This window comes from Staphylococcus nepalensis (assembly GCF_002442935.1).
GTDB lineage: Bacteria > Bacillota > Bacilli > Staphylococcales > Staphylococcaceae > Staphylococcus > Staphylococcus nepalensis.
Genome location: NZ_CP017466.1, coordinates 2,786,275 through 2,807,411 on the forward strand (window position 1 = coordinate 2,786,275; position 21,137 = coordinate 2,807,411).

A 21,137-nucleotide genomic window follows, 5' to 3' on the forward strand; every position below is an offset into this window, starting at 1 on the left:
CCACATTATTTATTTTTATGAAAATAATAATCATAATTGTGAACATTATTTTAAATAAATGTCATATTTACTTTACTTAATAAGAGATTAAATCAATAGCATTACAAAACGATGACATCTTTAATTTCCAGTCTCATAAAGCCTTTTAAACGCTTACACATTATTTTTCGAAAAACATTGACTTATATTTGTAAAAAACCTTACATGATTGTAAGGTTTTTTAATATGATATGTCTTTTTTTCTCAGAGTTGTGTTTGTTATCCTTTAGTATAAGATTAAATACAGTAAACGTAGGAGCACAGTCGAGAAACCATTTTAAGGAGGTAGCACCCATGGTGATAACTATTTTACTAGGTGCAATGGCTGCTGTCTTCATAGCTTTTAATCTCTTTGAGAAGAAAGAAACATATGGCGTTATCTCATATAAATCAATTGCTCTAAGTATAACTTACGTCATACTAGCAGTTATTGTCGGTAGTTTTTTAGACAATATACACACAATTTTTCAAGGATTTCATGATAGCTTAACAGCAGCAAAAAGATATTAACTGACAGGGCAGAGTTCACATTTCTCTAAAATGATTGCTCAGTTGCGCCCTGCCAAGGATGGCTAGTTAATGTAAATATAAAGCTTGAAGCGTGTTTTCATTCCTGGTCATCTATTGATAGCATACTGAGACCCACAGAAGTCTGTATCAGAAACTACAGCACCAAATCATATGCATTGGCAAGTATGTACGTTCAAAATTAAAATACTTAAATATAACAGTGCACCTTATTTAACGAAGGTGCATTTTATTTTTATTTTGGCCGTGAGTATTTATCTTTAGATTCTTATGCTATTTTTCAACTTCATACGGTACACAATTTTCTATTTTTTTGTCTATTACAGTATCTTTATTTTCATACCCTAAATATACTAAGCAACATCTGATTACGACTTGATGCGCAATAATTACAATAGATTCTAAAGATGGGTCTACTTCATTTTTAAAGAAAGCTTCTACACGTTTCAATACATCTTCATAACTTTCACCTTCTGGCGCTTTTTGAGTAAAGCTGTGTCTAAATGCATGATATGCGCCATTACCAAAATATGCTGCATATTGAGGATCTTGTTCAACTTCACTCACTTTTTTACCTTCAAAAATACCTAAAGAACGTTCTCTTAATAAAGGGGTCACAGTTGCAGGGATAAATTTATCAAAAATTACATTATATGTTTGCCTAGTTCTCGTTAAATCTGATAAATAGATATGGTCAATCTTCATTTTATTAAAATGATATTGCAATCGTTGTGCGCCGCGCGCTCCTTTTTCCGTTAAAGGCACGTCTAATTGGCCACAAAAATAATGATTCCCTTCTTTTTTATCATAATTAGATTTAGATTCACCATGTCGAATTAAGTATATTTTCATATTGATTTATCCTCCTTTTTATCTCATCTAACACTTTTGTTAGATGGAGCATATAGACTATAATTCATTTTTTATTGTTGTTATGATTAACATGAGGTGATAAAAATGAATGAACAATCATTACATTCGGATACACAAGGCGGTCGCGTTCTATCTTCTATCAGTTATTTTAGTATATTTTTTGCACCTATTATTTTACCAATCATTATTTGGATTTTTGCTGATAAGCCAGCGTCTGCGCATGCAGCTAAATCGTTATTTTATCATATTATCACATATATCGGTCCAGTCTTCATTGCAATTACGTTAGGTTTAGGAAGCACACTCATCAATCAGCAACAAAACACGATTACTGTTATCGCTATTATTTTCTCTATCATTTTAATCATATTGACCATTTGGTATACAATTAAAAACGTTTATCGCGGTGTTAAAGTACTAATTTCTGAAAATGCTTATTTTAACCCGTAAAATAATATTTAAAAAGGAGGATGGTTCTTAATAAACGTGAAACCATCCTCCCTTTTTATATTCGCTTTTATTAACTACTTTTACTAAATAGTAAGTTAAGTGACAGACCTATTAAAACTGTTCCTACTGCGTAATCAAAAATGGCTTTGACTTTTCTATTAGCAAAAAGTAGCTTGATATATTGAAAAATATAAACACAAAAAATAAACCATAATAAAATAACTGTAGTTACAATCGCTGACAGTATGGCTATTTGTGTTGTAACGCCTTCACCCGTACTTAAAAATTGCGGTAAAATACTTATGTAATAGAGTAGTGCTTTCGGATTTAATATGGTACTCAAAAAGCCTTGTCTATAAGAGCTTAAATAACTAAACTGTTGCGCTTCGATTTGCGTTACAGAAAAATTCATACCTTGACGTGCACTTATAATACTTTTTATCCCTAGATATATAAGATAACCAGCGCCAAGTATTTTAATTACTAAGAATACATAATACATATTTGCTAATATAAAAATAATACCAAAAACCGCTAATAAAGAATAAACAACGTGACCGGTTGTGATACCTAACGCTGCCATTGCGCCATTACCTTTACCTGACGTAATCGAATTTTTCATTACTACAAAAAAATCTGGACCAGGGACGATAATAATCATTAAAGTGATTGTAATAAATGCGGCTAATCCTTCCATTCTATGCACCTCCACTTTGTTTATGTTATCAAGATGCACTGACCATCGCAACACGCTAGTCCATTATTTTTTAATAATTCAAAGAAAGTATATTACAAGCTAGGCCTTAAACAGTTTACTATAAAAATACACCGTCTGAATTGATTCAAATTAAACGATTATGCTATATTACCTGTGTAGTCGAGAATCGGCTACTTGTCTTTTATATTCATAAACATATTACACTTAATAGAGAGCAGGACAGAAACGATTTTACTCAAAAGTTTTCACCCTGCTCTCTTCTATTTTATTAGCAATAACTCAATGAATCGAGAATAAGCTAATCTTTATTTTTCGATCTTTTTATATTTTGTCTAGAAAAAACTATCGCATATTGCGTAAGCTGTAAGTTCTATTCTAAACCTCCAAAGCAAACCAAACACATTAAAGACTAACATTAGCCAATAAGAGGATTACACATCTTCTTAATATTGATTGATACAATAAACATTAACTTATTAATTTCAAACCAATCGTACTGCCTAATATGACAATAATACAGATAATTCTTTTTATATCAGTTGACTCTTTATAAAATAGCATACCTAAAACAGCCCCTCCGACTGCACCAATACCAGTCCATACAGCATAAGCCGTACTCATAGGCAATTGGTTCATTGCTATGGATAACGCTAAGAAACTCACTGCAAAGAAAGCTATCATCCATCCAAGCGAACGCCATTTACGACTATGCACATAAGCATTCAAAAACGTGATACCTAACATTTCAAAAACACCTGCAAAAATTAATAAAATCCAAGCCATTACGAACGCCCCCCATCACTTGTTGTCACTAATTTCAAGCTAATTACACCTAATAATAGTGTTATTATTAAAATAATTTTCCCTAAATTAAATGGTTGTCCAAAAAATAGAAAATCAAATAATGTCACACCGGTCGTACCAAGTCCAACAAACACTGCATAAGATGTTCCTACTGGCAATACTTTAGATGCTTCAATAAGCAAGTAAAAGCTTAAAAATATAGCAATGATAGTTAAAATCCATTCAAATACTGATGAAGCATGCGTTAAACCAATCACCCATCCTACTTCAAAGACAGCTGCAATAATAATTTTTAACCAATTCATAATAAGATACCTCCTAAAAAAGTTAAAAAAGCCCGGGAGATAGTTGTTCATACTATCTCCCAGGCTTTTATCCTTCCGTGTCACATCATATATGTGGCTTTCTCTCGGACCGAACCAACAAAAATGTTGTGGAACCCTAGAAAGCGTTTATTCAATTATTTAAATCATATCAAATTACACTTTTATATTCAAGCTTAAGAAATGAATTTTATCATAAATTATAATAATTATCATAAGGAAAACGCTTTACATAAGATTAACGCTTAATTTTGCACTTTTTTTATAATTTTTCGAGTCAAAACTCTCTACATTTTATGAATTTTAATGTATACTAAGCATTAAATTATAATAATTATAATTTAATAGCGTGATTGATGAAACTCATTCTCAATTAAGCACTTTGATTAATTAAACTATAAATTTTTATAAAAGCGAGGGATTATGATGAAATTATTAAATTACAAAATGCAAAATGATGAACTTATTGCTACTGTATTATCCGACAAGAAACAAATATTCAAATATACTTTTGATATCAATACACCTGAATACGAGATTTTAGATGTACTTGAGGAAATCAATCACTATGTAGATAACGGTCAACATCCACTAGGCTGTTCATTATTAAAAAACTATTCACACGAGGATGTGAGCCACAATATTTTATAATCTAAATCCTCGACCAAAAAGGTGAGTATAACTGATGCATACGAATCAGTATACTCATCTTTTAATTTTTGATTAGCGCCAATAACATATCTGTTTTTAATTTTCGATATCATGTTTAAAATTAAATACACGCAGGAGAACGTCCCTGGATATATTAATATTCTATTTCATAATTTGGATAGGCTTTATTTGCAATAGCCCCATAAATCACCGCATTAAAAACACGACATTTATTGGCTTTTTTGTTTTATATCTAACTATACCCTTTCTTTACATAATCATTTATAATATATATAAACCGTATTTTAAATTTAATATGCATAATATCATTATAAATAACAAGACGAATGCGTTAATCCTAGAAAGTAAAAGGGTAAATATATAATAAGAGCATGTGTCATAATCAAATTACATAAGGAGGGACGCAAAATGTGGATTATCTCAATATTACTCATTATTGTTGGTATTGTGTTGCTCATCCTAAATAATCGTATACCAAAAAAAGAAAACGTGGGCAAAAAACAAAGTTTAGTTAGCTTCGGCGTTGTTTGTTTAGTTATTGGTATTTTTGGATTGATTGGTCAGATTATTAAGTCAATAATATAATACGTTTCATATAAGAAGGCTGAGACAAATTTAGTACAATGTCTCAGCCTTAAATATCATATTGGCAGTAGATAACTGGAATGAAAATACACTGATATTAAATTTTTAAAGTACCACTTCTTAATTTATTAAGTTGAAGGCACTTATGGCAAGCATTTTAGCTCTTGCATGCTTTTTTTCTAGTCACCTTTACCGAGATAGGACAGAAACCATTTTAGAAACATACGTTTTCTGTCGTATTCTATTATGCATGAACTTGCTTTATACGATGCTCTAAACCTTAGTAGTCCTTATATACAAATCTTAGCAAATGTATACTTATTACTGTTTGCTACCTACATATTAAATAAATCATTAAAAGATTCTGCCATTGTAGGATGGGTATAAATATTCTCTTTCAATACTTCAAAAGGTAAGCGTTGATCGATTGCTAATTTTATTAAATTAATGATTTCTTCTGATTGTAAACCATATAATGTCGCACCTAGTATTTCATTTGTTTCTTTGTTAACTACTGATTTAAACAAACCTCTTGTGTCATTGTTTACTTTGTGACGTGGGATTGTATTAACTGGAACTGCATTTTCTAAAATTTGATAACCTTGCGTTTTGGCTTCTCCTGCTGTCAAACCAACGCGTGATAATGGAGGATCAATAAATACTGTATAAGGTACAACGCCACGATTTTCAGTTGTACGTTCGCCGTTCCCAAATAACTGGTCTTTGACGATTCTAAAGTCATCTAATGAAATATAAGTGAATTGCATACCGCCTTTCACATCACCTAATGCGTATATGTGTGGTACATCAGTTTGTAAATGTTTGTCTACTTTTATTTCACCACGTTCGCCAATTTTGATGTCCGTATTTTCTAGTCCAAAATCTACATTAGGTTTACGGCCAGTTGCTAATAATACGGCATCTGCTTCATAGTTACCTTTCGTAGTGTGCACAATCGTGCCAGAAGTTGTATCTTCAAAACGTTCTGTATCTGCGTTCAATACGAGGTTTACGCCTTTATTTTCTAAATCCTTCTTAACTTCAGAAACAATCTCTTTATCTTCTTTAGGCATAATATCATCATGTTTTTCTAAAATTGTGACTTGTGTACCAAAATTCGCAAACATAGAAGCAAATTCTAATGCAATATATCCTCCACCAACGATAACTAACTGTTTAGGTTGAGTTGTCAACGCCATAATACCTGTAGAATCGTATAAATGTTGTGACGTCTCTACACCATCAATGGATGGAATAACGGGATTCGCACCTGTGTTTATAACAATGTCAGTTGCTGTGATTGTTTCTTGTATTTGATCATCTTCATCTAATAAATCAATTTCTTTATTAGACGTAAATACTGCCTTATAATCTAGGACACTTATATTGTTATCATCTGCTAAATTATGATAATTTTTGCTATTTAAAGCATTAACTACGTCGCTTTTTCTAGAAAAAGCTTCATCAAATGAACCATGCTCTAATCCTTCGTGTACAAGCGTTTTAGAAGGAATACATCCTATATTAATGCATGTACCACCATACATTTTCTTAGATTTTTCAACTACAGCGACACTTTTCCCTTGTCCAGCTGCAAATTTGGCTAATGTTTTGCCGCCTTTACCGAATCCTATAATAAGTAAATCAAATTGTTTCATTAGTATCCTCCTTAAGCGTTTCATTTAAAACATCACGTATTGTAATACCTTTATAATAATCGATTAATATCTGCTGTTCCTTTTTGTGGAACTTAGACATTGTATTACCAATCTCTCTAGATATTTCACAATTACTGCTTTCATCTCCAGTATATATACGTCCTTCCGATTTATCTTCATTAAAAAGTATAAATAATTCAGCTAAATTCACCCGAGCCGTTGTAATGTTGGCTCGATACCCACCAAACTTACCTCTTGATGTTTCTAGATATTGGTATTGATTTAATTTACGCGTCACCCTACGTAATTGCACTGGGTTTACACAAATACGTTCAGCTAATTCAGTGCTATTAAAACGTTCATCAAAATGCTTTACCAAAAATGATAATAAGTGTACTGCTATATTAAATTCTAAATTCATAGTCTCACCTTTTGATTTTAATTGAAACTTTTATAGTTACATTTAAACATACAATTTTATTTCACACAAATCATTTGTTTAATCCTTTGCTATATTATAACGAAAAGCGTTCAAAATGATTTAACATCTCTCCTCTTCATGGAACTTATAATCATGCACCTCTTATTTTATTATCGTATACCATATATATCTTTAAACAGCTGACGTATAAATCCCCCTTCTTTTTGTCCCAGTAAGCGTTTCACATCATTTCTATTAAACCCACTTTCTCTTGTAGTCACTATCGTGTAATGACTATTACATTTAAAATGAATTGTGACTGAATGCGATGCTCCTCATTTAAAGTTAATTTCTTCATTTTCAACAATATTTTTTATAAATATATTAATTTCAGCATTATACGCCTCATATTGTAAGTTGTTGTTTTTCCTTAACATCAACGCTCAGAGCCAGAGGAAAACCAGAATCCTCCAACACAATCTGGATTTACAAAAGCTTCAAACACTTTATCACTAGGCACATTGTTTTACATTTTCGTTACTATATCCAACAAATTCACAACCTTTCTCCTAAAATAAATCTTTTATCTACCAACCATATGTTCATTTTCAACTGTTTCATTATTGGCTATGTATTATGTCATACCCTAAAATGTAACTAGGTATTACGGAATCAGTAATACAATTGCAAATTACTTATAACTTATATATTATTAATAATTTTGTTATAATTTAACAATCACTAAATATATAGATTTAGGAGCTAATTATGAAAAACATCTTAAAAACTTATTTATATTATTTAATTATGCTCGTTATTGTCGGCATAGTATTACTCGGTTTATATTTCACATACGTATGGAATCAGGACCAACCTCAGAACCATGATCAATCCCAGAACCAAGACCAATCTCAAAATCAGGATAAATACCAAAATTTCTCTCAATTAAAATCAGACACTGAGAAAAATAGCGATTGGCAAAGAAACATTAAGAAAACTAATAATAAAGATATATTAATCACTGCTATCCATGGTGGTGGCATTGAACCTGGTACTTCTGAATTAGCTAAGATTATCTCTAAAAAAGGAGATTTCAACTTATACAGCTTTGAAGGATTATTAAAATCAAATAATAAACAATTACATATTACTTCTACTCGTTTTGATGATTCTAAATTAAAAGAAATGAGTAATAAATCTAAAGAATCTATTTCTATACATGGCTTTCAAAGCGATGAGAATGCAGTTTATATTGGTGGCCGGGATAAAAAAATGGCCGATTCAATTAAGAAAGAATTAGAAAAAGAAGGGTTTAATGTAGAGGAAAGTCCCAACCGTATTGACGGGAGTTCAAATAATAACTTTATTAATAAAAACGACAGTGGTTCTGGTGTACAACTTGAGATATCTACTTCTATCAGAAAATCGTTTTTCAAAAAAGATAACTTAGACAGAAAAACGAGAGAGAACACTTCTAAATATCGTCAATCTATTTATGATTTTGCAGAAGCTGTCACTAAAGGCATTCACTCTCAAACATAAAAAATTTAATTTATTAAATAACTCATTTTAAAATAAATTCAACGAAGGTATCTTTATTTTATTTTCGTTAACTGAGGTTATTTTGTATTATACAGGCTAAGACTTTTTAATAGTTGCCTTATAAAAACGTCACGATTAGTATATTTTAATTCTAATTTACTACAGCCAAGCATATTGAAAGCCTGGGGCACATATTGCTCCCCCAGGCTCTTCTTATTCTACAAACTATTTAACGAAATACCTACTATAACGCATCTTTCAAATGGTGTACCATTTATCTAAAGCATTTAACGATTACTACACTACCAATATCATTTTATGCTTTTTAAAATAATAGACATCACTGCACACACCACCGTAATTAATAAGAAGATATTCATTATAATCATATCTGTGCCATACACGTCGAAGCCTAATTTAAAATTCCCAGAATGATTACCCACGTAACTATTTATAAATACAATAATCAACACGCCAATTGCAGACAGAATTCCAATAAAATCAAATAATAATTTAACACGTGGATGTTTAATTCCTTTTGTTAATATAGCATTTCACCTCAAGTTTTATAATTATCTTTTGATTTATATTTTATAACTAAGTAAAGTGCTCTATATGTGTGGTTGAATCATAAACTTTATACATACATTTGTTCATTTTTGGCTATCATTAAATGAAGTTCATTTATTTTTTTATTGATGTATGTCCTTTTTGATACGATACCTACGGTTCATTATTCCAATCAACACACCAAATATCATATATATAATATAAATCCAAAATCCCTTGCCTTCAAACGATTTTAAATTTGTATATTCAAAAATAAGGTAAATAGACCCTATCAATAAAAAAGCATATAATAACGTAAAATAATGATTAAAATATTTCATAAACATGCCCCTACGATATCAATATTAATTATTTTGATATCTTTCTAAATCATACTCTCTGAACTTAGACACCTACGTTTTAATATTTGAATTAATGTATATATCAGTCTCTCAATTTCTATGCATAGAGTTAATTTAACACGACATGATACATTCCACAACTTTAATAAAAAGAGAAAAACAGTACTAACACAAGATTAGAACAGACTGAATATAGAAGGTAAAACGCTTATATAAGGACTATTTCTATTTCAAATACACATATTCTAAATTATATTGAAGGCCGAGACATTATAAATGTTCGGCCTTATTGACAGTAGCAATTTTTATTTGATTTTTAAAATTTGTCCTATTTTCAAACTATTCGACGTTAATTTATTATCCTTTTTAATTTTTTCTACACTCGTCCCTTGCTTTTTAGCAATGCTGTAGAGCGTATCTCCCTTTTTAACAGTGTGTGTTTTAACTAAGTATAAAGTTTGCCCTTTACTAATATGATCTGATTTTAAGTTATTCCATTTTTTTATATTATCTACACTCACTTTACTTCTTTTCGAAATATTATAAAGCGTATCTCCCTCGACTACCTTGTGTGTATCGCCAGTAATCGAATCACTCGGTGTTTCGGGATTTTTCAACTTCAATACTTGCCCCACAGTTAAATTGTTACTACTTAAGTTATTCCATTTTTTTATATTATCAATTGAAACACCACTTCGTCTTGAAATACTGTAAAGCGTATCTCCTTTTGTCACTTTGTATGTGCTGCCAGTAATAGCATCATCACTATCGTCACCTGAAAGAGATTTATAATGTTTTTGCACTAAACTGTAAAATTGGTTCATGTCATATCCCCATTGACTAAAATAACCAATAGGATCCGTATGGTTTGTGCCACCCCAATACTGACTTACAGCATTATGACTAATAATTGTCCCTGTACCTTGGTTGTTATCTGCAAGAGAAGGTTGTAAACCATTAGCTTTCAACATTTTTGCTGTTAAATAGGCCTGGTTATTTACAGATTTAGCGAATTCATCAAATGTATTAGACCTTGTTAATTCGATTTGATAAAAATAAGGGTTCGCGTTTGCGCCAGCCCCCCAAGCTAAATATTGGCTTGGGGCAGTTTGAATAATTTTATCACTACTCGCGTATGCGTGAACAAATGCACTATTGTAATTGTTGTACATATAATTCACTTCACCATCAATCGTGCTATTTGGATTAGCCGTTTCATGAATAACTACACCAATGTATTTGCCAGACTTATAACTATACTGTGGCAAATTATTTATTCTAGTATCTTGAACAATCTTTGCTGGCTTAATATTATTATTTGCTATATATGTATTCACATCTTGATAAGCACGATTTGCAGCAAAACTTCTCATCTCTGTACTATTATGTTCTGCAACTTTATTATGTAATTTTAAATCTTCTGGTGTCAGTGCATTTTTCAATTGTTGTGGGCTCATTTTTTGAGCTTCTTCATAATCAATCGCTTTGCTGGTGTCCTCTCTATTTTGCTTATTGCTTTTATCTGTGTTTTGTTCATTATTATCTTGGGCAGCCATCGCCGTTTGCGAAAGTAGCAAGCTAGAAACCAATAATAGTGAAACACCAAACCTAAATTTCATAACAACATCTCCCTAGTTAAAATTTGAATCATATTACATGTCGATTTCAAAAAAATTCATTTTCAAAACCTCTTTAATTTATTCTATATTAATTTTGAAACATTTACAAAATGTTATTTTATTTGGCTCATTATAATAACAAAAATTATATTTTAATTATTTACAAAAAAAGCCGCTACTCATTTCGAGTAACGACTTTGATTATATATCTGTAAAAACACTTGATAAAATCGCGACTAAAGCCACTATGAGCACTAATACTAATATTGAGTCAATTTTCCTTTGGTTCCGCTTATTCATAGGTTTTTTAAACTCTTTTATTGCTACAATACCAGCGCTTACCACAATGATTAAACAGATTACATGAAATAACAAAATCAGTACAGACATCACGAACACCCCAAATCGTTAAAAATGCGCTTATTCAGTAATATTCACCTTAATATATCCTTACGAATAAGTTACACTGCTTATTTATTCATACCCATTTTATAAACTAAAATAACCAGATTTTTACATTTCAAATTGACTATAGATAATGTTAAAAAGATTTGACATATTACGCAATTTTTTTATGTTAATGATACGTTAAACCTATTTTAATTTCGAGGTGTCATATATGAAATATTTAATTATTTTTATTGTAGTTCTATTGTTTTCAGCTAGTTGGAACGTCTTGTCTCATAAATTTTTACCTTCAGAGCTAACTGACCACCCTGACGAGAGGCAAAGAAAAATGTTTTTAGCGGTTTTAGCAAGAACCTGCGTATGGAGTGTATATAGTTTGTTATTTATTCTTATCATGCGCTTATTAAATGTGTGGGATTTTAATCATAGTCTATTTGGAAACTATCCAGAAATAACTATGATATTCATTATTTTCTCATTAGCTATTATGAACTATTTCTATATTAGACGTAAATATATGTCAAAAGGTCGTTAAATCAAAAATAAAATTAACGTTTATCGTCAAAGCAATGCATTTCTCAATTCACATGAAACCAAGTCGTGAATGTATCTAGACAAATTATTAATGCTATTGAAAACAATCAATACAACTCTTCGTGATCTTTGGCATTCAAACTTGCTAAAATACATGGGGCCACAGTTGATGATTTAATTCGTTAATTACTTATTAATCATAAAGATAAGCCTATTCCGCTTCAATTCGCATATACATTTCCATTTATGTATAAAAAAAATGACGCAACCATACTATTGAATTTTATCATTCATTATGTTCATATTTCTCTACTTATATGCTTTATGATTTACTTTAGTATTAATTGGTAAAATGCTAAATCTAACCACTGTTCAAATTTATAACCAACACATTTTATATTCCCACATGCTTCAAAACCATATTTCTGATGAAGTTTTATACTTCCAACATTAGAAGCATCAATACCTGCTACGATTGTTTTAAAATTATTTTTTGTGATTTCATCAATTAATTTAGTTAATAATTGGGAAGCAATACCCTCATGACGTGTTTCGGGAGCAACGTAAATAGAATGCTCCACTGTATATTGATATGCTACCCAATTCCTAAATGGTCCGTATGTTGCAAATCCAACCACTTCACCGTTTTTAATGTAAACAAAAACAGGTTCCGCTTTTTCTAATTTCGAATAAAACCACGCTTCTCTTTCTGCTAATGTAACTGGTTCATATGTATAAACTGCAGTAGTGTTTAAAATCGCATCATTATAAATAGCTAAAATAGCTTGTAAGTCTGTTTGTTGTGCATGTCGTATCATAAAATATCACCTCTCACTTATTGTATATTGAATGTAAACCAGCAACAAATTAATGTTAGAAAATATAACAAAAAAATCACTCATCATAACTGTCATCAGTTAGCAAATGAGTGTTGTCCATTAAATGATTTACATAAAAAACGCATATACTTATCAGTTATTATTTATTAATAAATTGTAATTCATAAAGTGCTTTTTCTTCATACGTATTAAATCTATCTAGCTTACCATTTAACATAATCGTTTTTTCTTTTCTACTTACATTATGGTAATAAGTAATTTTTATATTTAAATGAGACTCATAACCATTATTTTGAATCGTAGACTGTAATTCATCGAAAACATCTTTATTGATTGGTAACAAATAGCTTTCTTTACTAGGTAAAATACTCACATATTTTTTCTGAATTACACTATCTTCATCTAACAAAATTTCAATCTTAATGTCTTTAGCTGCGCCGCCTCCTAAATTATACATCTTTAAATAGTCTTGATGATTAAGAGAATCAGCGCTTGTATTAATCATTTGTAATTGGTTATCTTTATCTAGAGAAAGTAGAATCTGATTAAACCCTAAAGCAGGAATAAATGTGATTTTCATTTGATATAATTGAATCGAAACTGAAATAAAATAAAACAATGCCATTATAAATGTTCCTATAGAACCAATGGCGGAAATGATATTAATCATAATAAGCCACCTTTAAATTTAAAATTAGAGATGGTCGTTGATTACCGCAACGCTTTTTACAATTGTTCATCATTTTCTACCCGTTATATTAAGAAATTGTTGTATCATTCATTGGCTTTCCATTATATTGTGTCTTTATTTATTCTTTTTAAGTGCCCCAACAATAAGTGAAACTACAAAAATAAGTACGATCGCGCCAATAAGCGCTGGGAAGATTGGGACGCCGCCCCATACTGGTCCCCAAGTACCTAATAATCTGCTTCCTATAGCTGAACCGATAAGTCCAGCAATAATGTTTCCAATGATGCCTCCTGGGATATCTTTACCTACAATAGCACCTGCAATCCAGCCGATCAAACCACCGACAATAATCATTATTATAAAACTCATATGAATAATCTCCTTCTTAACTATAAATTTTAAGATACACGAATATTGCGATAATCAACATGAAAATAAAATACCATACATACTTTTAATTCGTAAATAGCTATAAAATGCTAAATAAAAAAGACCCCTAATTAAAGGGGCCTTTATAACGGGAGTTATGAATCTTCTGCATACCCAAGGGCACACAGAAAACCCATCTCCTCATTTTCGCACACCCGAGGGCATGCAAAGTACATTATAAAACGCATTAGTAAGAATGTAAATCTTAAATTGATATTTTTTCTACTAAACTATAACACAATATTTAAGTTACTTCGTCCGCATTATAAAATAATGACAATACAAAAACCTCGTAAGCTTTCTGCCTACGAGGTTTACAGATACAATATTTATTATTGTTCTTCTTTAACATATGGTAATAATGCCATATGACGTGCACGTTTAATAGCTAAAGTTAACATACGTTGGTATTTAGCTGAAGTACCTGTTACACGACGTGGTAAAATTTTACCGCGTTCTGAGATAAAACGTTTTAATAATTCTGTATCTTTATAGTCGATATGTGTAATGCCATTTGCTGTGAAATAACAAACCTTTTTACGACGACGTCCGCCTCTTCTTGGTCCACCTGCCATGGTAACTGCCTCCTTTTAAAAAATTTTATATTTTATATGTTCACTATAATTAGAATGGTAAATCATCATCACTAATATCAATAGGTCCGTTTGCGTTCGCAAATGGGTTGTTTGATTGATTATGATTTGATGAATTATTGTTATTATTTTGATAAGAAGACGTGTTTTGTCCAGATTGTTGTCCACCAAAGTTTTGGAAATTATTATTTCCTTCTTGAGCATGACGCTGATTTTGGTTTTTAGGTTCAAGGAATTGAACACTATCACAGACAACTTCAGTCACAAATATACGACGACCTTCTTGGTTTTCATAGCTACGTGATTGAATGCGACCGTCAACGCCAGCTAAACTACCTTTGAATAAGTAGTTGCTTACATTTTCTGCTTGTTTTCTAAAAACAACGCAGTTAATGAAATCAGCTTCGCGTTCCCCTTGCGCATTTGTAAACGTACGATTTACCGCTAGAGTAAAAGTCGCAACACTCACGCCTGAGGGTGTTGTTCTATATTCTGGATCTTTCGTTAAACGACCGACTAAAACAACTCTATTTATCATTTAAACGACCCCCATTTATTATTTTCTTGTCTTATCTTCGTCTTCACGAATTACGATATAACGGATGATATCATCTGTAATTTTAGCTAAACGTTGGAATTCGTCAGTAGCTTCGTTATCTTCAGTTTGGATACGTACGATATTGTAGTAACCTTCACTGAAATCATTAATTTCATAAGCTAAACGACGTTTGCCCCAATCTTTAGTTTCTAAAACCTCTGATCCGTGAGAAGCTAAGATACCGTTGAAACGATCAACAACAGCTTTTTTAGCATCTTCTTCAATGTTTGGACGAACGATGTACATAACTTCATATGTTCTCATTTATAATTGCACCTCCTTGTGGTCTATACGGCTCACCATCTAATGTGGTAAGCAAGGAATAATTTTCATTACTCACAATCAAGAATTATAGCACACGCCTTTACATTTTACAATGATTAACAGACGTTCAAACGTATATTTTTTATTGAATGTTTCATATGAAACATCTAGAAATACGAGTACATTTAATGAAATTCCAAAATCACAATAAACGCATACTTTAAATCATGAACCCCATTTATATTTTATAAAAATTTCTTATTTATATAATTAAAAATCACTTGAGACAAACTTGATAAATAATTTTAATTCTACTAGCATGTCAAATATGTTCTTGTTTTATATGTTCTTCTAGCAAAAAACGCTTACATTATTTACATCATTCTATATTTAAAAAGGAGATTTATATGAGTTCAATAATCAGAAAAGGGTTTTTATCAATTAGTATTCTATTTGCAACTACAATGACTTTGAATGCTGCACATGCAGCTGAAGATACAGCTAACCAAAAAGGCACAATGGGCTACGGATACCAAAAATACCTTGACGAACATCCAGAAAAAGCTCAAAAAGAAAAACCTGAAAGTAGTTTTCGTTCTGAAGCTGGCACAACAGCTGCTGGAGAACGCGTCTTAGATATATCAGAATGGCAAGGTGACCTAACAGCTCAACAAGTAAAAGACTTAAAATCAAATTACGACTTTATTATTATTCGCGCCCAATACGGATCCGAAAAAGTTGACGCTACATTAGAACACAATTCAAATTTGTTAGATAAATATAACTTAGATTTCGGTGTTTATTCCTACAGCATGTATGAAAATCCAGAGGACGCACGATATGAAGCACAAACATTATATAACCGAGCACCTAAGGCTAGCTTTTATATTAATGACTTTGAAGAAAACACCGTAACATCTGGCACGACAGAAGAAAGTACTTCCGCATGGTATGATGAAATGCGCAGCCTTGCTGGTGATAAAAAAATCTTATTCTATTCTTATGAAAACTTTATGAAAGAACATGCTTCGGAATCTGTTGGTCAATATGATGGCTATTGGATAGCTAATTATAATCCAGGACAACCAACTCAAGAACATGTGTTATGGCAATATACAGATAGCTACGCATCACCTGAATTAAATCAAAATGTAGATGCAAATTATACTGGCCCTGGTGTAGATACATCATGGTTCACATCATAAGTGTTTTAAAATAACTGCACAATGTGTTATAAAAACATCCACAACATATAAGAAGCAAGGCAGTAATCCAATGTTTCTAAAATTGATTGCTGCCCTATTTTTATTTTGGGTACACATATATAAGCTCAAGTCTTTCTTTTTAATTTATATATCACTCAAACAAAAATCTAACCAATCAATATAAGCTTGTTCACGAAGTATTGCCTTTTTCACTATACGAATATGTTGAGCATCTTTAGTAGAATCAAGACTTTTAAAAATCGACTCTAAGTAACTTAGTTTTTCTAACTTATATGTTTGCTTACTTACTAAAAGATTTTTCTTCTCTTCAGCCTTTAAATAATCATAGAAGTAAACTTTAATTGCAAAAGGGTCTTTATTATTTTCTTCCTCATCTGCTGTTTCAATCCAATGGTATAAGGTTTTCTGACCTAACGGCGTAATACGATATATTTTTTTTGTTACCTTACTCGTTTCATCTACATCTGAAATAAAAATATGTTCAGATTCCAAAAGTTTTTTTAGTTCATTATATATTTGGCTATGTTTGGCAGACCAAACCTCCCCTATAACCTCACTGAATGATTTATAAATTTCGTACCCTGTTAAAGCTTGATGGTTTAATAAACCTAAAATTGTGTATTGAAGCACATTTTTCAATTTAATCACTCCCATTGATTTGACATGATTAGTATACAGATTTAACATGTAAAAGTAAACATGTAAGTAATTACATATAGGAGGTCGATCAGCATGTCTACATTAAAAGAATTTATTGGAATGCATATGATTTATACGTATGACAATGGATGGGAATACGAAATGTATGTTAAAAATGACCATACCATTGATTACCGTATTCATTCAGGCATGGTTGGAGGCAGATGGGTAAAAGACCAAGAAGCTGATATCGTTGAAATCATTGAAGGCGTTTATAAAATATCTTGGACAGAGCCAACTGGTACCGATGTTTCATTAAACTTTGTCCCTAATCAAAATCTAATGCATGGTGTTATTTTCTTCCCAAAATGGGTGCATGAGCGCCCAGATATCACCGTTTGTTATCAAAATGATTTCATTGGTTTAATGGAAACATCTAGAGAAAAATATGAAACGTACCCTAAATATGTTGTACCAGAATTTGCAAAAATTACTTACATTGGTGCACCTGGCGTGGATAATGAACAAGTTATTGCACAAGCACCATATGAAGGTATGCCGGAAGATATCAGACAGCACAAATTAAATTTCCAAAAATAAGTTAGAAGTACAAATTTTAATATTTAAGACAGCCGTATGATTAAATATTAAAATTATAAAAACCCCTATATATTACAAAATACGTAATATATAGGGGTTTTAAATTTAAACATTAAATCTAAAGTGAACAACGTCGCCATCTTTCATGATATATTCTTTACCTTCTAATCTTTGTTTACCAGCTTCTTTGGCACCATTTTCACCGTTAAATTCAACGTAATCATCATAACTTGTCACTTCTGCACGAATAAAACCGCGTTCAAAATCTGTATGGATAATGCCCGCACATTGTGGCGCAGTCATACCCTTAATAAATGTCCAAGCGCGTACTTCTTGTACACCAGCTGTGAAATAAGTCGCTAAACCTAATAAGTCATAAGTTGTTCGAATTAAACGATCTAAACCTGGTTCTTCAATACCTAGATCTTCTAAAAACATTTCTCTGTCATCAGCTTCAAGTGTAGCAATTTCTTCTTCAATCTTAGCGCTAATTACGATTACTTCAGAATCTTCTTTATCTGCATATTCACGAATTGCTTGAACCTTTTCATTATCTTCATCGCCTATTTCATCTTCACCTACGTTAGCGATGTATAGCATTTCTTTAGATGTTAATAATTGTGCTTGATTCACATATTTTTGATCTTCTTCAGTGAACTCTAAACTTCTTACTGGAGCGCCTTCTTCTAATGCTTCTTTAATTCTTGTTAAAATACGAACTTCATTTACAGCATCTTTATCTTTTTGTCTCGCCATTTTCTCTAATTTTGGTAGGCGTTTCTCAACTGATTCTAAATCTGCTAGTACAAGTTCCATATTAATCACTTCGATGTCTTCTATAGGATTCACTTTACCAGACACATGAGTTACGTTATCATCATCGAATGCACGCACAACTTGGCAAATGGCATCCACTTCTCGAATATGAGATAAGAATTTGTTCCCTAACCCTTCACCTTTAGAAGCGCCTTTCACAATACCTGCAATATCAGTAAATTCAAATGTTGTAGGTATTGTTTTTTTCGGTTGTACCATATCCGTCAATACATCTAATCTGCTGTCTGGAACCTCTACAATGCCTACATTGGGATCAATTGTTGCGAATGGATAGTTCGCTGCAAGTGCACCAGCTTTAGTAATTGCATTGAAAAGTGTTGACTTACCTACGTTGGGTAAACCAACGATACCTGCTGTTAAAGCCATTTAGTCATTCTCCTTGTTTTCAGTATCTTGATTAGATACTAGTATTTTTTTTAATTTTTTATTAAAAGTTTGTCTTGGAATCATAATACTTCTTTGACAATTTTCACATTTTATTCGGATATCTGCACCCATGCGAATAATTTTAAAACGATTTGTGCCACAGGCATGTTGTTTTTTCATTTCTACAATATCATTTAAACCGTAATTGGATGTCATTCTGTAACACCTCCGATCGTCTTACGCATTATTTTGTTGATTGGCTTCGTATTTTACCATCATTGGTTGTGGCATTTTAATTTCTTTAAGTTTGAATAGTTTCAATATTTCTTTTCTTAAAATGCGTGCGCCTGTAAAGCCTTCTCCAGGTATCGTCTCTGCAGAAATACGCAATACGATTTCATTATTTGTGATGGAATTTACACCCACAACCTCTGGCGTAGATATAAATAAATAATATTTCGAACGAATCGCTTCAAAGAAAGCATTTAATTCTTCTTCTACTTTATCAATATCTTCCTCTATAGAAACTGGGATTTCTACGATCGCTTCACCATTTATCACAGAGTAGTTCGTAATTTCACCGACACTACCATTTGGTAATGTCGTCAGTTCGCCAGAAATAGTATTAATGCGCATAGATCTTAACCCTATTGATTTAACAGTACCTTCTGCTACTGGAGCACCACCGTTACTAATTTTAACATAGTCTTCCACGTCAAATTGATTTTCAAAAATAATAAAGAAACCTGTAATGATATCTTTAACTACAGTTTGTGCACCAAAACCGACTGCTAAACCTACAACACCAGCACTTGCTATGATGCCTCCCACACTGATACCAAATTTACTTAAAATCGTAGTCAACACTATAAACCATACCACATACGAGACTACATTTTGTACTAATGATATTAAAGTTTTTGACCGCTTTTTATTACCATTTTTGCCTTTATTTTGAATTTTAAAGAACTGTGCGATACCTTTGTTCACAAAATGTAAAATAATCCATGCAGCCACTACATAAACAATAATCATTATTAGATTAGAGAGTAATGATTGATACGTTTCTGGTTTCAATAATGGTTCTATTATCGAATATAGAATATTTTTCACTTGATCCAACTATACTTCCTCCTTAACACATTGTCACTTTAGTTTATTATAACCTTTTTAAAGCTGAAACAAATCCAACTTTCGCTCTAAATTACGACCTTATCAATGATCTATGCCACTACGTTAACCTCATCTAGTTTATTAAAAATATAAGGATTAGCAAAGTGTTTAAGCATAATTATCACTATATTTTTTAATGTTTTTAGTTAAAAATAGACAAAAGAAAAAGAACCATAATTTAAAATTATGATTCTTTAACACCCAATAAGTAATATTACTACAAAAACACTTTGAAATAAAGCATTTTTTTGATTTTCTTTCCCCCCCTCAACTACTCAATATCAATTTTATATACTTCTTTATCTATCAAGCACATTTTACACTAGTTAAAATAATAATTACATACATTCTAATTTCAATTAATTTATTATATTAACGCTCAGGAATACTTTTTGGCCATCTAGGGAATTTTCAACATAAACCAATATAATTATTATAATATTCAGATAAAGGGGGTGTTCACTATGTTAGCAACATTAGCAGAACAAGTTCTCAAATTAATTTTTGATCAAATTGAATAATCGCGTTTTACTTTTAAATATGAAGGAGTGATTAAAATGATTGAAAACATACTTGAACTCATTTTCAAAGATATTTTAAAATAGTAGATGTTTCTTTTAAATGAAATACTTACAATGGATAAGTATTCAGATTAAGGTTACATACATTTGAAAGGAGGGATATTATGGTAGGAGGATTATTACAAACAGTATTAGACTTAGTTTCAAGCATTTTACCTTTATAATTTTAAAGCATGGATAAAAATTATGATTCTTTAACACCCAATTATTTATATG

General features: G+C 31.3%; 26 protein-coding genes and 1 riboswitch. Of the genes, 8 read left to right on the forward strand and 18 right to left on the reverse strand.

Annotated features, from left to right (window positions below):
* The first annotated feature begins 333 nt into the window (after positions 1-333).
* Positions 334-549, forward strand: a complete 216-nt coding sequence (locus BJG89_RS13330) for a hypothetical protein (RefSeq protein ID WP_096811048.1) — start codon at positions 334-336, stop codon at positions 547-549.
* Between the two features lie 291 nt (positions 550-840).
* Here the strand turns inward: BJG89_RS13330 and BJG89_RS13335 are convergent, their stop codons facing one another.
* On the reverse strand, positions 841-1,419 hold the full coding sequence (locus tag BJG89_RS13335) for a histidine phosphatase family protein (RefSeq protein WP_096811049.1): 579 nt from the start codon (positions 1,417-1,419) through the stop codon (positions 841-843).
* Between the two features lie 105 nt (positions 1,420-1,524).
* Here BJG89_RS13335 and BJG89_RS13340 point away from each other — a divergent pair, with 105 nt between their 5' ends.
* Positions 1,525-1,890, forward strand: coding sequence for a DUF4870 domain-containing protein (locus tag BJG89_RS13340; RefSeq protein ID WP_096811050.1), 366 nt, complete (start codon positions 1,525-1,527; stop codon positions 1,888-1,890).
* Between the two features lie 70 nt (positions 1,891-1,960).
* Here the strand turns inward: BJG89_RS13340 and BJG89_RS13345 are convergent, their stop codons facing one another.
* From BJG89_RS13345 to BJG89_RS13355, 3 genes are all read right to left on the reverse strand, one after another.
* Complete coding sequence (locus tag BJG89_RS13345) at positions 1,961-2,587, reverse strand: LysE family translocator (RefSeq protein WP_096811051.1); 627 nt, start codon at positions 2,585-2,587, stop codon at positions 1,961-1,963.
* Positions 2,588-3,076: 489 nt separating this feature from the next.
* Positions 3,077-3,391 (reverse strand): DMT family transporter, encoded by a 315-nt coding sequence (locus tag BJG89_RS13350; RefSeq protein ID WP_096811052.1) that lies wholly within the window; start codon positions 3,389-3,391, stop codon positions 3,077-3,079.
* Entirely contained in the window at positions 3,391-3,717 is a 327-nt protein-coding gene (locus tag BJG89_RS13355) for a DMT family transporter (RefSeq protein WP_096811053.1), read from the reverse strand. The genes BJG89_RS13350 and BJG89_RS13355 overlap by 1 nt, the downstream gene beginning before the upstream one ends.
* Before the next feature lie 54 nt (positions 3,718-3,771).
* Positions 3,772-3,868, reverse strand: a riboswitch (guanidine-I (ykkC/yxkD leader).
* A 293-nt stretch (positions 3,869-4,161) separates the two neighbouring features.
* Here BJG89_RS13355 and BJG89_RS13360 point away from each other — a divergent pair.
* Both BJG89_RS13360 and BJG89_RS14640 read left to right on the forward strand, forming a co-directional pair.
* Positions 4,162-4,386 (forward strand): hypothetical protein, encoded by a 225-nt coding sequence (locus BJG89_RS13360; RefSeq protein ID WP_096811054.1) that lies wholly within the window; start codon positions 4,162-4,164, stop codon positions 4,384-4,386.
* Positions 4,387-4,815: 429 nt separating this feature from the next.
* Positions 4,816-4,992: a hypothetical protein gene (locus BJG89_RS14640; protein WP_170006901.1), complete on the forward strand. Its 177-nt coding sequence runs from the start codon at positions 4,816-4,818 to the stop codon at positions 4,990-4,992.
* Positions 4,993-5,327: 335 nt separating this feature from the next.
* On the opposite strand, the gene merA is transcribed toward BJG89_RS14640, so the two are convergent.
* A complete protein-coding gene (merA, locus tag BJG89_RS13365) occupies positions 5,328-6,650 on the reverse strand; it encodes a hypothiocyanous acid reductase MerA (RefSeq protein ID WP_096811055.1) in 1,323 nt (440 codons plus the stop codon).
* Positions 6,637-7,071, reverse strand: a complete 435-nt coding sequence (gene hypR / locus BJG89_RS13370) for a redox-sensitive transcriptional regulator HypR (protein WP_096811056.1) — start codon at positions 7,069-7,071, stop codon at positions 6,637-6,639. Before hypR ends, merA begins: the two co-directional genes overlap by 14 nt.
* A gap of 768 nt (positions 7,072-7,839) precedes the next feature.
* Between hypR and BJG89_RS13380 the strand changes: the two genes are divergently transcribed.
* Entirely contained in the window at positions 7,840-8,613 is a 774-nt protein-coding gene (locus tag BJG89_RS13380; RefSeq protein WP_096811057.1) for a poly-gamma-glutamate hydrolase family protein, read from the forward strand.
* 692 nt (positions 8,614-9,305) lie between these two features.
* Here the strand turns inward: BJG89_RS13380 and BJG89_RS13390 are convergent.
* Positions 9,306-9,503 carry a hypothetical protein gene (locus tag BJG89_RS13390; RefSeq protein WP_096811059.1) on the reverse strand — a complete coding sequence of 66 codons (198 nt, stop codon included), beginning with the start codon at positions 9,501-9,503 and terminating at the stop codon, positions 9,306-9,308.
* Positions 9,504-9,829: 326 nt separating this feature from the next.
* Entirely contained in the window at positions 9,830-11,143 is a 1,314-nt protein-coding gene (locus BJG89_RS13395) for a LysM peptidoglycan-binding domain-containing protein (protein WP_096811060.1), read from the reverse strand.
* Positions 11,144-11,762: 619 nt separating this feature from the next.
* Between BJG89_RS13395 and BJG89_RS13405 the strand changes: the two genes are divergently transcribed.
* Positions 11,763-12,086 carry a hypothetical protein gene (locus BJG89_RS13405; protein ID WP_096811062.1) on the forward strand — a complete coding sequence of 108 codons (324 nt, stop codon included), beginning with the start codon at positions 11,763-11,765 and terminating at the stop codon, positions 12,084-12,086.
* Positions 12,087-12,414: 328 nt separating this feature from the next.
* Here the strand turns inward: BJG89_RS13405 and BJG89_RS13410 are convergent, their stop codons facing one another.
* The 6 genes from BJG89_RS13410 to rpsF form a co-directional block, all read right to left on the reverse strand.
* Positions 12,415-12,903 carry a GNAT family N-acetyltransferase gene (locus BJG89_RS13410; RefSeq protein ID WP_096811063.1) on the reverse strand — a complete coding sequence of 163 codons (489 nt, stop codon included), beginning with the start codon at positions 12,901-12,903 and terminating at the stop codon, positions 12,415-12,417.
* 160 nt (positions 12,904-13,063) lie between these two features.
* The gene (locus BJG89_RS13415; protein ID WP_096811064.1) at positions 13,064-13,594 is read right to left on the reverse strand and encodes a hypothetical protein; all 531 of its coding nucleotides are present in this window, start codon (positions 13,592-13,594) and stop codon (positions 13,064-13,066) included.
* 135 nt (positions 13,595-13,729) lie between these two features.
* On the reverse strand, positions 13,730-13,984 hold the full coding sequence (locus tag BJG89_RS13420) for a GlsB/YeaQ/YmgE family stress response membrane protein (protein ID WP_096811065.1): 255 nt from the start codon (positions 13,982-13,984) through the stop codon (positions 13,730-13,732).
* A gap of 392 nt (positions 13,985-14,376) precedes the next feature.
* Positions 14,377-14,619, reverse strand: coding sequence for a 30S ribosomal protein S18 (rpsR, locus tag BJG89_RS13425; protein WP_042737618.1), 243 nt, complete (start codon positions 14,617-14,619; stop codon positions 14,377-14,379).
* A 49-nt stretch (positions 14,620-14,668) separates the two neighbouring features.
* Complete coding sequence (ssb, locus tag BJG89_RS13430) at positions 14,669-15,175, reverse strand: single-stranded DNA-binding protein (protein ID WP_096811066.1); 507 nt, start codon at positions 15,173-15,175, stop codon at positions 14,669-14,671.
* An 18-nt stretch (positions 15,176-15,193) separates the two neighbouring features.
* Complete coding sequence (rpsF, locus tag BJG89_RS13435) at positions 15,194-15,499, reverse strand: 30S ribosomal protein S6 (RefSeq protein WP_096811067.1); 306 nt, start codon at positions 15,497-15,499, stop codon at positions 15,194-15,196.
* Positions 15,500-15,906: 407 nt separating this feature from the next.
* Here rpsF and BJG89_RS13440 point away from each other — a divergent pair, with 407 nt between their 5' ends.
* Positions 15,907-16,704 (forward strand): GH25 family lysozyme, encoded by a 798-nt coding sequence (locus BJG89_RS13440; protein WP_096811068.1) that lies wholly within the window; start codon positions 15,907-15,909, stop codon positions 16,702-16,704.
* Between the two features lie 144 nt (positions 16,705-16,848).
* On the opposite strand, the gene BJG89_RS13445 is transcribed toward BJG89_RS13440, so the two are convergent.
* Positions 16,849-17,355: a PadR family transcriptional regulator gene (locus BJG89_RS13445; RefSeq protein ID WP_232514235.1), complete on the reverse strand. Its 507-nt coding sequence runs from the start codon at positions 17,353-17,355 to the stop codon at positions 16,849-16,851.
* A 102-nt stretch (positions 17,356-17,457) separates the two neighbouring features.
* Between BJG89_RS13445 and BJG89_RS13450 the strand changes: the two genes are divergently transcribed.
* On the forward strand, positions 17,458-17,964 hold the full coding sequence (locus BJG89_RS13450) for a phenolic acid decarboxylase (RefSeq protein WP_096811070.1): 507 nt from the start codon (positions 17,458-17,460) through the stop codon (positions 17,962-17,964).
* A 105-nt stretch (positions 17,965-18,069) separates the two neighbouring features.
* On the opposite strand, the gene ychF is transcribed toward BJG89_RS13450, so the two are convergent.
* From ychF to BJG89_RS13465, 3 genes are read right to left on the reverse strand one after another with little or no spacing between them, the layout of a single operon-like run.
* Positions 18,070-19,167: a redox-regulated ATPase YchF gene (ychF, locus tag BJG89_RS13455; RefSeq protein WP_096811071.1), complete on the reverse strand. Its 1,098-nt coding sequence runs from the start codon at positions 19,165-19,167 to the stop codon at positions 18,070-18,072.
* Positions 19,168-19,383, reverse strand: a complete 216-nt coding sequence (locus tag BJG89_RS13460) for a DUF951 domain-containing protein (RefSeq protein ID WP_096811072.1) — start codon at positions 19,381-19,383, stop codon at positions 19,168-19,170.
* A gap of 21 nt (positions 19,384-19,404) precedes the next feature.
* Positions 19,405-20,289, reverse strand: a complete 885-nt coding sequence (locus BJG89_RS13465) for a mechanosensitive ion channel family protein (protein WP_096811073.1) — start codon at positions 20,287-20,289, stop codon at positions 19,405-19,407.
* Positions 20,290-21,137 lie beyond the last annotated feature (848 nt).